The following is a 13,043-nucleotide window of genomic DNA, read 5'->3' on the forward strand; positions in this document are numbered from 1 at the left end:
GGGATCAGCCCTCCTGCGCCCGGCTTTCGGCCACGGCCGCCCGGATGCGGCAGACCGAGCAGATCTCGGCGCTGGTGGGCGAACCGCATTCGGTGCACGGCGCGAGCACCGCCCCGGTCTCCTTCTCCTGGCGGGCGAAGGCCGGTTTGCCGTTCTTGAGGAAGGCCTGGTAGAACTGGAGCTTCTGGCCGGGGGAGCGGTGTTCCAGCTCGCCCCACAGCTCCTTGTGGCCGGTGAAGCTGGCCCCACCCGCATAGGGGCAGGGGTCGGAGTGGATCTCGATGCCCTTGAGAAAGGCGTAATTGGCGGTCTCGTACTCGCTCAGGCGGAACAGGGGCTTGACCTTGCGCACGAACCCCTCGGACGCGGGCAGGACCGGGCCCTGGTCGGACAGGTAGGCCGTGTCCCAGCGCAGGGTGTTGGCGAACAGACGGGCCACCTCGTCGTCCAGGTTGTGGCCCGTGGCCAGGACGTCGAAGCCCTCCTCCACGGCGATGCGGTTGAAGTGGTGTCGCTTCATCTTGCCGCACACGGCGCAGACCGGGCGCTTGACGTACTTCTTCACGTCCGGGATGGGCAGCCCCCAGGCGGCCATCTCGAAGACGCGCAGGGGCAGGCCGTGCAACGTGCAGAAATCCTCGACCTTCCTGCGGGCCTTTTCCGAGGAGTTCGGGATGCCCAGGTCGATGTGCAGGCCGGTGACGTCGTAGCCCTGGAGCTTGAGTTCGAGCATGAGCGCCAGGGAATCCTTGCCCCCGGACAGGGCCACCAGGATGCGGTCCTCATGGGTGAACATCTTTTCCCGGCGGATGGCCGTCTCCACCTGCTTGGTGAAGAAGAGCGGGTAGCAGTCCGCGCAGAAGCCGGAATGGTGGCTCGGCAGGGACACGTGGGCCGTCTTGCGGCAGCGGGTGCATTTCATATGAGTACCCCCTACCCGGCCGACGTGACTTTGCGGACCAGGAGCTCGTCCCCGTGGACGAGACTGCGGTCCGGGGTGAGCAGTTCGCCCCTGCGGGCGACCAGGGCCATGGTGGGACGGAGCTGCAATTTGTTCAGCACGGCGAGCACCGAGCGCGTGTCGTTCAGCTCGATGCGCTTCCCGTCCGGTTCCAGATTGACAATGATCATGGGTTCTCCTTTGCCGCAGGCCATTTTGACGGCCAACGACCGGGGGGACAGTAGCCGGGATGGCGGCCGAGTTCAACCCCGCCCGGCCCGGTCCGCCGACCCGGTCCGCCGGTCCGGGCCAAATGATGATAATTCGCCATAAAATTCAAAACCGCTGTTGACCCTAAAGTGTTCTATCGCCTATGCTCGTACCAAGGGCTAATTCCAAGGAGGAAGCCATGAGCCAACCCAAAATTCTCGTAGTGGACGACGAAAAACACATCCGCATGCTCTATCGGGAAGAACTGGAGGCGGACGGCTACAAGGTGGCCACGTCCGACGGCGAAGAGGACATCCTCGACGTCATCGCCAGGGAAAATCCGACCATCGTCATTCTGGACATCAAGCTGGGCGTCAACCGTTCCGGCCTCGACCTGTTGCAGGAAATCCGCACCAAGGACCAGCAGATTCCGGTCATACTCTCGACGGCCTACGACTCCTTCCAGCACGATCTCAAATCCATCGCCGCGGACTATTACGTGGTCAAGTCCGTGGACCTGACCGAACTGAAGGACAAGGTCCGGATGGCCCTGAACAAGGCCGGCGCCTAGCCGGACCATCCTCGACCGACCCGGAGACGGACGCCTTACCACGCGGGAGGGCGTCCCGTTTTTTTGCCCGGCCCGGCCTCGCGGCTATAATTGACAGTGGACGATTTTCATGGGTACCTGACAGGCTCCGGGGGAGAGGGCGTCCGGCCCCGTGCGCCCCGGCAAAGGCGGATCACACCCATGACACAAGCGACCAAGGCGGAATATTTCCCCATCTCCCCGCTCATCCTGCGGCCCGACTTCAAGGTGCCCTTCGACATCTTCCTGCGCCACGACGACAGCCACGTCCTGTTCAACGCCAGCGGCCGGACCATGACCAAGGCCAAGCGCAAGGAGCTGGCCCTGGCGGGCATCGTGACCATCTACGTGGACAAGCGCTCCCGCAGGCTCTACCACGACTATATCCGAGCCAACCTCCTCGACCTGCTGGAGGACGAGTCCATCTCCCTGACCGAGCGCGCCCAGGCCTGGACCAACGCGGCCACGGCCCTGTCCAAGGAACTCTTCGAGACCAACCTGCCGGGCCCGGCCTTCAAGAAGCGCTACGTCCGCTTCCAGGAACTGATCCGCAGCAGCGCGGGCTTCCTCAGCTCCCCGGAACCGCTCCGGAACCTGACCCGGTTCATCGGCAAGGGGTACGAGACCTACCACCATGGCATCTCGACCATGATCTACGCCGTGAACCTGATGCAGGAGTACAAGTTCGGCGACGACGAGGTCCTGGCCTGCGGCATGGGCGCCCTGCTGCACGACATCGGCCTGGTGGGCATGGACAAGGCCCTGCTCGAGACCGACCCCGCCGCCATGTCCCCGGCCAGCCGCCAGATATTCACCATGCACCCGCTCATCGGCGTGCGCGTCTGCGCCCACTTCGACCTGCCGATCATCGCCACCAACTGCATCCTGTTCCACCACGAGCGCATCGACGGCAAGGGCTACCCCACCCAGGCCTCGGGCGAGGAGATTCCCCTGCCCACCCGCGTGGTCGCCCTGTGCAACCGCTACGACGACCTGACCCGCAACCGGCCATACAGCCGGGCCGTCAAGCCCTTCGACGCCCTCAAATCCCTGACCGACGACAAGGGGCTGGTGGAGCCGGACATGCTCAAGCGGTTCATCAAGCTCCTGTCCAGGGCGGAGATCGTGTGACAACCCCCGGCACGGGCGGCCCGCCGGGCTGAAATCCCTTGCCGCCCCACCCCGTTGCATGGTAGCCGCTCCTGATGTTCGACATCACCGCACAGGACATCCAGGTCTACCTGACCCTGGCGCCCGGCCTGCTCATCGCCCTGGTCTTCCACGAGGTGGCCCACGGCTACGTGGCCTACATGCTGGGCGATCCCACGGCCAAGTCCCGAGGACGGCTGACCCTCAACCCCCTCAAGCACCTGGACCCCATCGGCACCCTGGCCTTTTTCTTCGTCCACTTCGGCTGGGCCAAGCCCGTGCCCATCAACCCCCGCTACTTCAAGGACCCGCGCAAGGGCATGATGTACACGGCCATGGCCGGACCGGGCATCAACTTCATCCTGGCCGCCCTGTTCGCCGGGGCGTTCCACCTCATGTCCCTGTTCAACCTGAACCCGCAGAACGCCCTGTACGCCGTGGCCTACTACGGGGTCTTCGTCAACCTGATCCTGGCCGCCTTCAACCTTTTGCCCATCCCGCCGCTGGACGGCAGCAACGTCCTGGCGTACTTTCTTTCCCCGCGAGCCGCCTACAGGTACATGTCCATGAGCCGCTACGGGTTCATCATCCTCATCGCGATCATCCTGCTCGGGCGCTACACCGGGCTCGACATCGTCGGCCGGGTGATCGTCCCCCTGGTCCAGGGTCTGGGCGCCCTGCTGGGCGTGCCCCTCTAACCTCCAACCGCAGACCACTTCATCATGAGCGAAAAACAACGAATCCTCTCCGGCATGCGTCCCACCGGCCCCCTGCACCTCGGCCATTACTTCGGCGTCATCGCCAACTGGCTGAAGATGCAGGAAGAATATGACTGTTATTTCTTTGTGGCCGACTGGCACGCCCTGACCAGCGAATACGCCGACCCGACCCGCATCAAGGGGTTCATCCCCGGCCTGGTCAAGGATTGGGTGGCCGCCGGACTGGACCCGGAAAAGTGCTCCATCTTCCAGCAGTCCCAGATCAAGGAACACGCCGAGCTCAACCTGATCCTGTCCATGTACACCCCCCTGGGCTGGCTCGAGCGCTGTCCGACCTTCAAGGACCAGAAGGAGCAGTTGACCCAGAAGGACCTGAACACCCACGGCTTCCTCGGCTACCCGGTGCTCATGTCCGTGGACATCCTCATGTACAAGCCCCTGGCCGTGCCCGTGGGCAAGGACCAGCTGCCGCACCTGGAGCTGACCCGCGAGATCGCCCGCCGGTTCAACCATCTCAACAACACCGACCTGTTCCCGGAACCGGCGGACATGCTCACCGAAGCGCCGGTCCTGCCCGGCCTGGACGGGCGCAAGATGTCCAAGAGCTACGGCAACTCCATCATGCTCTCCGAGCCGCTGGACGAGATCATGCCCAAAGTGCGCGGCATGAAGACCGACGAGAACCGGCTGCGCAAGTCCGATCCGGGCGACCCCGACATCTGCAACCTCTTCCCCTACCACAAGCTCATGACCGACCCGGCCAAACTCCCCGAGATCGTCAAGGGGTGCAGGGACGCGTCCTGGGGCTGCGTGGACTGCAAGAAGCTGCTCATGAAATCCCTGGAGGAATTTCTCACGCCCCTGCACGAGCGCCGCGCCGCCTGCACCGACGAGCGGGTCCGGGAAATCCTTGAGCAGGGCAACGCCAAGGCCCGCGCCTACGCCGTCAAGACCATGGAAGAGGTCCGCAAGGTCCTCAACTTCGACTTCTAGGCGAAAACAGGCTAGGGTGACGCAATCCACCCGGACGAGACCGGGCCAAACCACCATCCAGGAGATTCTATGACTGCGCAGAACGGCAGCACCGTCAAGGTACACTACACCGGCACCCTCAAGGAGGACGGCAGCCAGTTCGATTCCAGCGAAGGCCGCGAGCCGCTGGAGTTCAAACTGGGCGAAGGCATGGTCATCGCCGGATTCGAAAAGGCCGTGCTCGGCAAGTCCGCCGGCGACACCGTGACCGTGGAGATCCCGCCCGAAGAGGGCTACGGTTCCCCCAGCGCGGAGCTGGTCTTCCAGGTCCGCCGCGAACAGCTGCCGCCCACCGTGGAGCTGGAAGAGGGCATCATGCTGGAAATCCGCACCGAGAACGGCCAGCCCGCCTATGTCCGCGTGACCGAGTTCGACGACGAGCTGGTCACCCTGGACGGCAACCACCCCCTGGCGGGCGAGACCCTGGTGTTTGATATTGAGATCGTAGAAGTAGCATAAATAATTAAACTTCGATTAACTCCCCGCCTCTTGCTGCATCGGCGAGGGGCGGGGTTTCCTTTTTACGAGGCACGCCATGAGCATATCCGACCGTTGCTGCAACATCACCCCGTTCCTGGTCATGGAAATCAACGAAAAGGCCGAGGCCATGGAGCGCGCAGGTCAGTCCGTCATCCGCATGTGCGTGGGCGAACCCGACTTCGACACGCCCGAATGCGCCAAGAAGGCCGCCTGCCAGGCCCTTGCGGACAACAAGACCCACTACACCCACTCGCTGGGCATCCGCGAACTGCGCGAGGCCATCTGCGAGGACTACGCGAAGCGCTACGGCGTGACCCTCGACCCGGACAACATGGTCGTCACCCAGGGCACCAGCCCGGCCATGCTCGTGCTCTTCTCCACCATCCTCGAACAGGGCGACAAGGTCATCACCTCGGACCCCTGCTACGCCTGCTACGACAACTTCATCACCTTTGCCGGGGCCGCGCCCGTCAAGGTCCCGGTCTTCGAGGACGACGGCTTCCAGTACCGCGTGTCCGCCATCCGCAAGGCCCTCGACCAGAACGACCGGATCAAGGCCATCCTGATCAACTCTCCGGCCAACCCCACCGGGACCCTGCTGTCCGAGGAGCGGCTCAAGGCCATCGCCGAGATCGCCGAGGAGCACGACCTGTGGGTCATCTCCGACGAGATCTACCACGGCCTGGTCTACGAGGGAGACGCCCACTCCATCCTCGAATACACGGACCGCGCCTTTGTCTTCAACGGCTTCTCCAAGCTCTACGCCATGACCGGCTGGCGGCTCGGCTACCTCATCGCCCCGCCCCACTTCATGCGCACCCTGCGCAACCTCTGCCAGAACTTCTTCATCTCGGCCAACACCATGGCCCAATGGGGCGGGCTGGCCGCCCTCAAGGAGGCCGGGCCGGATGTGGAGCGCATGAAGGCCACCTACAACAAGCGGCGCGTCTACATGCTCGAACGGCTCAAGGACATGGGGCTGCCCGTCAAGCACGAGCCCACCGGCGCCTTCTACGTGCTCGTGAACATGCGCCCTCAAGCCGCCAGGTTCGACGGCTCCTCCCTGGCCCTGGCCTACGACATCCTCGACAAGGCCCACATCGCCGTCACCCCCGGCATCGACTTCGGCCAGGGCGCCGAGGGCTACATCCGCTTCTCCTACGCGACGTCCATGGCTAACATTGAGGAAGGCATGAATCGGCTGGAACAGTATTTACAAGACTTCAAGTAGCCTCAAGAATCTGATCAATAAAAAGGGAGCATGACAACATGCTCCCTTTTTTTACGCCTCATAGATTCTCCAACGCCCTCCCTCTTTGGAGCGAATCGGGTGCGCAGCACCCGACAGCGGCTCTCCGCACTCGCACCAGGCTTTCGAGAGTGGGTCAGCTGTGCATTTTCTTCCGGCCGCGACAACCGCAGCGTAGCCGTCTACGTGAGGATTGGCGCGGCCGGAAAAAATGTGCAGATGGCCCGCTATCGAAAGCCGCCCCCCGCGTTCGCGTCCCTCCTCAAACCCGGATGTCCAGCCCCTTGTACGGGGCAGCGCCGGCCCCCACCACGATGCCGCCCGCATCAAAGAGGGATTGGGTATCCATGTTGGTGGAATACCACCAGGCCATGGCGTCGGTGGACAGGGGCCGGTTCATGTCCCGCTCGGACAGGCGGTTTTTGGCTGTGGCGGCGAGCTTGCCGAACTGGAGGGTGCGGCCGAGCTGTTCGACCTTGTCGGGGTTGGCCGCGAAATAGGCGTTGATCATGTCCTTGTCGGGATGATCGCCGACCACGGTGGCCGCGCCCGCCGGGTCGTAGGAGAGGCGGAACACGGTGGCGGTGTCCACGCCCAGGGCCGCGAGATCGGCCTTGACCTCGTCGTTCCAGGTTTCGAGCAGTTCGGCGTGGCGGGTCTCGACGTCGCCGAAGGTCAGCTGCCCGGTGGTGTCGGGCACGGCGTCGGCCAGAAGGTCGCGGAGATAGCCGCGCATGACCGAACCCGAGGCCGGGGACTCGTCCCGACGGGTTTTTGACTGTTCCGGGCCCAGGGGAAATTCGCTGTCCGGGGCGGTCTTCCTCGGGCGGCGATACGTGTACCCTTGTACAGCCTGTTCAATAGGTTGCGTGGCCATGGTGCCTTCCCGCGCAGGCGTTTTACCGATAAACCGCAGACGTCCACCCTATATTCTTAGCATGAAATGTACCATTCGATTGCCAAGGGGCGAGAATCGAGGTTAGTATGCCAGCACTCCTGGGAAAAACGGCAGCCGCAGAGGGAGGGCCGAACATGCTCAAGAAGCCGCTGAAGATACTCGGCGTGGATGTCTCCAAGATCGTCAACCGCAACGAACGGCGCGTGGCCGAACTGGTCCCGCAGATCATCGCGGAATATTACGAAGACTATATTTTCGAGGACCTGGACATCCAGGACATCTACGCCCTGGCCCTGAACCTGCTTCCGGCGGGCTACGCCCAGGCCGGGTCCATCGTGCTCTCGGACCGCATCTCGGACTACGAGATCCGCACCCAGATCCGCAACGCGGTGGAACGCGTCCTGGACAACCCCACCCGGGCGAGCGATTAGGCCAACCCCGAGACCGACGAAAAACGGCCCGCCATGTCCAGCATGGCGGGCCGTTTCGTTTTCCGTTGCGGGGCTCAGGCCTCTTCCCGCCCGGTCCCCTTCCGCTCCATGGGGATGACGAACATGAGCAGGGCCGGGATGACGAACACGGTGAAGACCGTGGACAGGGCCAGGCCGCCCAGGACCACCGCGCCCAGGCCGCGATAGAGCTCCGAGCCGGGGCCGGGGGCCACGGCCAGGGGGAGCATGCCGAAGACCGATGTGGTCGCGGACATGTAGATGGGCCGCAGCCGGGTGCGGGTGGCGTCGAGCACGGCCTCCTTGTAGTCCATGCCCCGCTCGCGCACGTTGCCCAGGGACTGGTGGACGATGAGGATGGCGTTGTTCACGACCACGCCGATGAGGATGACGAACCCGAGCATGGTCAGGATGTCCAGGGCCTGCGGGGCGATGAGCAGGTTTTCGAGCCTGAGCCCCAGGAAGCCTCCCGCGCCGGCCAGGGGCACGGTGAACATGATGATCAGCGGATAGATGAAGTTCTCGAACAGGGCGGACATGAGCAGGTAGGTGATGATCAGGGCCAGGATGAAGTTCCACTTGAGGGCGTCGCGGGTCACGGTCAGCTTGTCGGCCGCGCCGGACAGACGCACGGTCACGCCGTGCATGAGCCCGGCCTGCGTCACCTTGGGCAGGAGCTGCTGTTCAATGACCTCCATGGCGGACTGGAGCGGCATGTCCACGGGCGGAGTGACCTGGAGGGTGATGGTCCGCCTGCGCTCCAGGTGACGGATCTGGGTCACGCCGTAGGTGTTCTCCATGGAGGACAGGGAGGACAGGGGCACGGCCCACCCCTTGGGGGTGGCCACCAGCTGGGAATACAGCTCCTCGGGCGTGGCCGCGTCCTTGGCCGAGGCCTTGAGGACCAGGTCGATCTTCTTCTTGCCCTCCTCCTTGAAGTCGCCCACGTTGCGGCCGTCCATGATCACGTCCAGCGCGGTGCCCAGGTCCTCGGAGGACAGCCCCACGGCCTTGAGCCGGTCGCGGTACGGGTGGAAGCGGACCTCGGGATAGAGCAGCTCCAGGGACGGGATGGGCCGGATCTGGGCGCCGTGGATGGCCTGCATGGTCATGCCGAACATGGTCCCGGCCGCGGCCACCAACTGGTTCAGGTCGTCGCCCGAGAAGTCCACGTTGATGACCCTGCCCTCGCCCAGTCCCTGCTCGAAGATGGAGGCCTGGAGGGACACGCCGAACATGCCGGGGATGGAGCCGATGATGCGCATGAAGCCAGGGATGAGCGCCGCGCCGTGCTGCTCCTGGGTGGAGATGGCCCCGAACAGGTTGATGGTCGGCGCGGACACGTAGAAGAGGTCCTGCACGCCGGGCGCGCCGTCCACCTCCTTGCGGAAGTTGGGCTCCACCTGGTCGAAGATGTACTTGCCGATGTCGTCGCGCTCCTCAAAGGACAGGCCCGGCGGCGGGATGAGGATGTTCAGGATCAGATTGCGGTTGCCCTGGGGCAGATACTCCATCTTGGGGAACATGGTCACGACCATGACCACGGACGCGGCGGTCAGGGTGAAGACCGTGAGCAGGCGGCTCTTCCAGTTGTCGATGGCCAGGGCGAGAAGCCGGATGATCCCGTCGGCCAGCCTGCCGCCCAGGGCGGTCAGGGGCTTGAGCACCCGCTTGGCCAGTGAAAGCCCGGCCGGGGAGCGCGGACCGTCGGTCCCTTCCCTACGGCGCTTCTTGTTGTCCGCGATGCGGTAGAACTGGTTGGCCAGCATGGGAATGACCAGGATGGACACGAACATGGACAGGGCGATGGCGCAGGTCACGGCGATGGCGATGTCCTTGAACAGCTGCCCGGCCTCCTGCTCCATGAAGACCACGGGCAGGAACACGGCCACGGTGGTCAGGGTGGAGGCCAGGACCGCGCCCCAGACCTCGCTGGCCCCGTCATAGGCCGCGTGGAACGGGCTCTTGCCCATGCGCCGATGGCGGTCCACATTTTCCAGGACCACGATGGCGTTGTCCACGAGCATGCCCACGGCAAAGGAGATGCCCGCCATGGAGACAATGTTCAGGGACCGCCCGGCGGCCGCGAACATGATGAACGCGCCCACGATGGACACCGGGATGGACACGGCCACGATGATGGTCGAGCTGACCGACTGGAGAAAGACGAACAGGACCACGATGGCCAGGATGGAGCCGATGAGGATGTTGCGCTTGACCAGGTCGATGGCCCCGTTGATGTAGGGGCGCTGGTCGTAGATCCAGTTGAAGCGCACGCCCTGCTCGGCCAGTGGGCCGTCGTTGAGGTCCTCGATGACCTTGTAGACCCGGTCGGTCATGGTCAGGACGTTGATGCCCGGCTCGGGCCGGATGCCCACGACCATGCCGGTCTTGCCGTTGTGGCGCATGGCCACCGTGGGCTTCTCGTTGCCGCGCTCCACCGTGGCCACATCGCCCAGGGTGACGCGGTACTGGCCGGACGAGGAGATGACCACGGACTCGATGTCCTCCGGGGTCTTGAACTCGGCGGGGGTGCGGATGCGGTAGTCGCGGCGGCCCACGCCGAGGGTGCCCGCGGACACGGACACGTTCTCGCTCCTGAGCACGTTGATCAGCTCGGTGGCGGTCAGGTTGTAGGAGGCCAGCTTCACGGGATCGACGATGATGTCCATCTCGTCCTCGCGGCCGCCGCCCACAAACAGGTCGGCCACGCCTTCCACGCGCTCGATGTACTGGCGGACGTCGTTCTCGAAAAAGGTCTGGTAGGTGGTCACGTCCCGGTCGTTGCCGGGCAGGGTCTCCATGGTCAGCCAGATGACCGGAGAGGTGGACGCGCCCGTGGCCGAGATGATCGGCCGATCCACGTCGTCGGGGTATTCCGGCACCTCGTCGAGCTTGTTGGACACGCGCAGCAGCGCCTTGTCGATCTCGGTGCCGATCTCGAACTTGAGGGTCAGCTCGGAGCGGGCGTTGTAGTTGGAGCTCTCCATCTGGATCAGGCCGGGGATGCCCTTGAGGACCTTTTCCTGCTCCTCGATGACGTCGCGCTCCATCTCGTAGGGCGTGGCCCCGGTCCAGGTGGTGGTCACGGTGATGACCGGCTCGGTGACGTTGGGGGAAAGCTGATACGGCAGCCCCATGAGGGCGACCACGCCGAACATGACGACGAGGATGACGCCCACCAGGACGGCCACCGGCTTGCGAATGGAGGTTCCGACGATATCCATCGTGGACCCCCTACGGCTGTTTCACGGGTTGCGCGGCCACGGGCTGCTGCGGCTGAAGCCGCTCGTTGCCCTTGACCACAACGTCCATGCCCTCCTGCAGGGTCTTGGACTTGACGCCCGCCTCCAGCCCCCGGTAGCCGACCACGAACACGGGCATGGGCACGGCCTTGCCGTCGGCCACGACCCAGACGACCACCTGGCCGCGGGTCGAGATGATCGCGTCGCGGGGCACGATCATGGTCTTGCCGCCCAGCCCCTTGGGCAGGACCACGCGCGCCTCCATGCCCTCGGCCAGGGAGCCGTCGTTGTGGACGCGGATCTTGACCGGGAAGGTGCGGGTGGCCACGTCGCCCTTGGGGATGACCGCGAAGACCGCGCCGGGCAGTTCCTTGCCCGCCACCTTGACGGTCACCTCAAGACCGGGGCTGACCACGCCGAAAGCCTCGCGCGGGGCGTTGACGACCACGTCGAAGTCCTCGTCCCGGGCCATGACCGTGACCACGGAGCCCACGGAGACCCAGTCGCCGCGAAAGACCTTGCGCTCCAGGACCACGCCGTCATAGGGGGCGCGGATGGTCTTCTTGCCGCGCTCGGTGAGCAGCCGGTTGAGGATGGCTTTCGCCGCGATCATCTTCTTTTCGGAGGACAGGGCGGCCAGCCGCTTGGAATCGTACTCGCCCTCGGCCACGGTGCGGCTCTGAAACAGCTTGGTGGTCCGTTCGTTCTCGCGCTTGGCCAGCTCGAAGTCGGCCTGGGCCTGGTCCACGAGGGCGCGGGCGTTGGCGATGCTGCTGTCCAGGATGTCCGAGGACAGGGTCAACAGGGGCGCGTCCCGCTTGACCCGCTGGCCGTCCTCCACGTCCAGGGACACGACCTTGCCCTCGACCTCGGCGGCCACGTTGGATATCTCGGAAAAATAGGCCGTGCCGATGAACTCGGTCTCCGGGGCCATGTCCCCGCTGGTGACCTTGGCCGTGACCACGGGGGACGGCGGCCGCTCGCCCCCCTGAGCGAAGGCCGTGGCGGCCAGCAGGACCGCCAGACAAAAGACTGCCGCACTCTCCAGGACTCTCACCATCACGCTCCCTTTTTTCCTATGTTTTTCCAAGGCTTGAAGACGGATATGAAAACCGTGGCCAGCAGGATGGCCACCTGGACCAGTCCCCAGATGAAGTTCATCCTTTCGTTGTACAGGTAGGCGGCGTCGCCCAGGGCGCCGATGCCGAGGGCGCCCGAAATGTCCATCATGGCCCGCTCCCACGGCCCGAGGCAGACCGTGCCGAAAACGATGGCCGAGACCGTGACCACCCACTTGAGGATGACCCAGCCGTGCTTGAGGAATCCGAATCCGGTGAACAGGGAATAGGCCAGCCCGGTGAGCAGGCAGCCGAAGGCGCCGGGGATGACGACCACAAAGGTGTCCACGTGGTGGATGGCCTGGTTCATGCCGTAGAGCACGCCCCCGTCCGTCACGCCCGGCTTGAGGAAATAGAGCAGGATCAGGGCCACGCCGCCGCCGACCCAGCAGGCCGCCGCGCAGATGTGCAGCCCCTTCAGCCACTTTTGTCCCGTGGTCCCGAGTTTCATCATGAGCCGTCCTTGAGGCAACAGGTTGCGTCCAGGTGGGGTTCGATGATCTGCCACAGGACCCGTTTGCACACCGCGAACTCCTCGGGGTCCAGGTGCCTGGTGATCGCCGTCCGGCTCTCCAGGACGATCTCCAGGGTGAAGTCCACCAGCTCACGACCCTTGTCCGTGATGTAGATGTACTTCACCCGCCGGTCCTCGTCCCCGGATTCGCGGCGCAGCAGCCCCTGCTTTTCCAGAGCCGCCACCAGCCGGCTGACCCCGGTCTTCTCCTGGGAGAGCATGTCGCACAGCTTTCCCTGGGTCAGGCCGTCGGCCTTGTACGCCGGCAACAAGGCCCGCCATTGCTCCACCGTGACCTTGACCCCGGCTTCGGCGAAGCGGGCGGCAAGGTCGTTGGCGAAGATGCGGGCCACCTTCCATGCAAGGAAGCCGATGGACTCCCTCGGATTCAATCGTTCGAGAAACATGGCGATTGTTGTATCTGCAACAAACACATGCGTCAACCCATTTT

14 protein-coding genes are annotated in these 13,043 nt (G+C 64.4%); 7 read left to right on the forward strand and 7 right to left on the reverse strand.

The window, feature by feature from the left end:
• Nucleotides 1-4 precede the first annotated feature (4 nt).
• Together DND132_RS05765 and DND132_RS05770 are read right to left on the reverse strand one after the other, a co-directional pair.
• Nucleotides 5-922 carry a PP-loop family protein gene (locus DND132_RS05765; RefSeq protein WP_014321768.1) on the reverse strand — a complete coding sequence of 306 codons (918 nt, stop codon included), beginning with the start codon at nt 920-922 and terminating at the stop codon, nt 5-7.
• 11 nt (nt 923-933) lie between these two features.
• Complete coding sequence (locus DND132_RS05770) at nt 934-1,131, reverse strand: hypothetical protein (protein WP_014321769.1); 198 nt, start codon at nt 1,129-1,131, stop codon at nt 934-936.
• A 218-nt stretch (nt 1,132-1,349) separates the two neighbouring features.
• Between DND132_RS05770 and DND132_RS05775 the strand changes: the two genes are divergently transcribed.
• From DND132_RS05775 to DND132_RS05800, 6 genes are all read left to right on the forward strand, one after another.
• Nucleotides 1,350-1,721, forward strand: coding sequence for a response regulator (locus tag DND132_RS05775; RefSeq protein WP_014321770.1), 372 nt, complete (start codon nt 1,350-1,352; stop codon nt 1,719-1,721).
• Nucleotides 1,722-1,901: 180 nt separating this feature from the next.
• Nucleotides 1,902-2,870, forward strand: a complete 969-nt coding sequence (locus DND132_RS05780; RefSeq protein WP_014321771.1) for an HD-GYP domain-containing protein — start codon at nt 1,902-1,904, stop codon at nt 2,868-2,870.
• A gap of 74 nt (nt 2,871-2,944) precedes the next feature.
• A complete protein-coding gene (locus tag DND132_RS05785) occupies nt 2,945-3,586 on the forward strand; it encodes a site-2 protease family protein (RefSeq protein WP_014321772.1) in 642 nt (213 codons plus the stop codon).
• Between the two features lie 24 nt (nt 3,587-3,610).
• A complete protein-coding gene (gene trpS / locus DND132_RS05790; protein ID WP_014321773.1) occupies nt 3,611-4,600 on the forward strand; it encodes a tryptophan--tRNA ligase in 990 nt (329 codons plus the stop codon).
• Nucleotides 4,601-4,669: 69 nt separating this feature from the next.
• Nucleotides 4,670-5,098 (forward strand): FKBP-type peptidyl-prolyl cis-trans isomerase, encoded by a 429-nt coding sequence (locus DND132_RS05795; protein ID WP_014321774.1) that lies wholly within the window; start codon nt 4,670-4,672, stop codon nt 5,096-5,098.
• A gap of 76 nt (nt 5,099-5,174) precedes the next feature.
• Nucleotides 5,175-6,350 carry a pyridoxal phosphate-dependent aminotransferase gene (locus DND132_RS05800; protein ID WP_014321775.1) on the forward strand — a complete coding sequence of 392 codons (1,176 nt, stop codon included), beginning with the start codon at nt 5,175-5,177 and terminating at the stop codon, nt 6,348-6,350.
• A gap of 280 nt (nt 6,351-6,630) precedes the next feature.
• Here the strand turns inward: DND132_RS05800 and DND132_RS05805 are convergent, their stop codons facing one another.
• On the reverse strand, nt 6,631-7,245 hold the full coding sequence (locus tag DND132_RS05805; RefSeq protein ID WP_014321776.1) for a hypothetical protein: 615 nt from the start codon (nt 7,243-7,245) through the stop codon (nt 6,631-6,633).
• 155 nt (nt 7,246-7,400) lie between these two features.
• On the opposite strand from DND132_RS05805, the gene DND132_RS05810 reads away from it, so the two are divergent.
• The gene (locus DND132_RS05810) at nt 7,401-7,697 is read left to right on the forward strand and encodes a late competence development ComFB family protein (RefSeq protein WP_014321777.1); all 297 of its coding nucleotides are present in this window, start codon (nt 7,401-7,403) and stop codon (nt 7,695-7,697) included.
• 74 nt (nt 7,698-7,771) lie between these two features.
• On the opposite strand, the gene DND132_RS05815 is transcribed toward DND132_RS05810, so the two are convergent.
• From DND132_RS05815 to DND132_RS05830, 4 genes are read right to left on the reverse strand one after another with little or no spacing between them, the layout of a single operon-like run.
• On the reverse strand, nt 7,772-10,942 hold the full coding sequence (locus tag DND132_RS05815) for an efflux RND transporter permease subunit (protein WP_014321778.1): 3,171 nt from the start codon (nt 10,940-10,942) through the stop codon (nt 7,772-7,774).
• A 10-nt stretch (nt 10,943-10,952) separates the two neighbouring features.
• Nucleotides 10,953-12,020, reverse strand: a complete 1,068-nt coding sequence (locus tag DND132_RS05820; protein WP_014321779.1) for an efflux RND transporter periplasmic adaptor subunit — start codon at nt 12,018-12,020, stop codon at nt 10,953-10,955.
• Complete coding sequence (locus tag DND132_RS05825) at nt 12,020-12,532, reverse strand: hypothetical protein (protein WP_014321780.1); 513 nt, start codon at nt 12,530-12,532, stop codon at nt 12,020-12,022. Before DND132_RS05825 ends, DND132_RS05820 begins: the two co-directional genes overlap by 1 nt.
• Entirely contained in the window at nt 12,529-12,999 is a 471-nt protein-coding gene (locus DND132_RS05830; RefSeq protein ID WP_014321781.1) for a MarR family winged helix-turn-helix transcriptional regulator, read from the reverse strand. Before DND132_RS05830 ends, DND132_RS05825 begins: the two co-directional genes overlap by 4 nt.
• Nucleotides 13,000-13,043: the final 44 nt, after the last annotated feature.

Source organism: Pseudodesulfovibrio mercurii, from assembly GCF_000189295.2.
Lineage (GTDB): Bacteria > Desulfobacterota > Desulfovibrionia > Desulfovibrionales > Desulfovibrionaceae > Pseudodesulfovibrio > Pseudodesulfovibrio mercurii.

What these genes read in the sequence shown, in the direction of transcription:
- DND132_RS05825 (WP_014321780.1), bottom strand. Translation starts at nt 12,532, where the DNA reads ATGATGAAACTCGGGACCACGGGACAAAAGTGGCTGAAGGGGCTGCAC.
- DND132_RS05810 (WP_014321777.1), top strand. Translation starts at nt 7,401, where the DNA reads ATGCTCAAGAAGCCGCTGAAGATACTCGGCGTGGATGTCTCCAAGATC.
- DND132_RS05830 (WP_014321781.1), bottom strand. Translation starts at nt 12,999, where the DNA reads ATGTTTCTCGAACGATTGAATCCGAGGGAGTCCATCGGCTTCCTTGCA.
- DND132_RS05765 (WP_014321768.1), bottom strand. Translation starts at nt 922, where the DNA reads ATGAAATGCACCCGCTGCCGCAAGACGGCCCACGTGTCCCTGCCGAGC.
- DND132_RS05805 (WP_014321776.1), bottom strand. Translation starts at nt 7,245, where the DNA reads ATGGCCACGCAACCTATTGAACAGGCTGTACAAGGGTACACGTATCGC.
- DND132_RS05815 (WP_014321778.1), bottom strand. Translation starts at nt 10,942, where the DNA reads ATGGATATCGTCGGAACCTCCATTCGCAAGCCGGTGGCCGTCCTGGTG.
- DND132_RS05770 (WP_014321769.1), bottom strand. Translation starts at nt 1,131, where the DNA reads ATGATCATTGTCAATCTGGAACCGGACGGGAAGCGCATCGAGCTGAAC.
- DND132_RS05795 (WP_014321774.1), top strand. Translation starts at nt 4,670, where the DNA reads ATGACTGCGCAGAACGGCAGCACCGTCAAGGTACACTACACCGGCACC.
- DND132_RS05785 (WP_014321772.1), top strand. Translation starts at nt 2,945, where the DNA reads ATGTTCGACATCACCGCACAGGACATCCAGGTCTACCTGACCCTGGCG.
- DND132_RS05775 (WP_014321770.1), top strand. Translation starts at nt 1,350, where the DNA reads ATGAGCCAACCCAAAATTCTCGTAGTGGACGACGAAAAACACATCCGC.
- DND132_RS05800 (WP_014321775.1), top strand. Translation starts at nt 5,175, where the DNA reads ATGAGCATATCCGACCGTTGCTGCAACATCACCCCGTTCCTGGTCATG.
- trpS (WP_014321773.1), top strand. Translation starts at nt 3,611, where the DNA reads ATGAGCGAAAAACAACGAATCCTCTCCGGCATGCGTCCCACCGGCCCC.
- DND132_RS05780 (WP_014321771.1), top strand. Translation starts at nt 1,902, where the DNA reads ATGACACAAGCGACCAAGGCGGAATATTTCCCCATCTCCCCGCTCATC.
- DND132_RS05820 (WP_014321779.1), bottom strand. Translation starts at nt 12,020, where the DNA reads ATGGTGAGAGTCCTGGAGAGTGCGGCAGTCTTTTGTCTGGCGGTCCTG.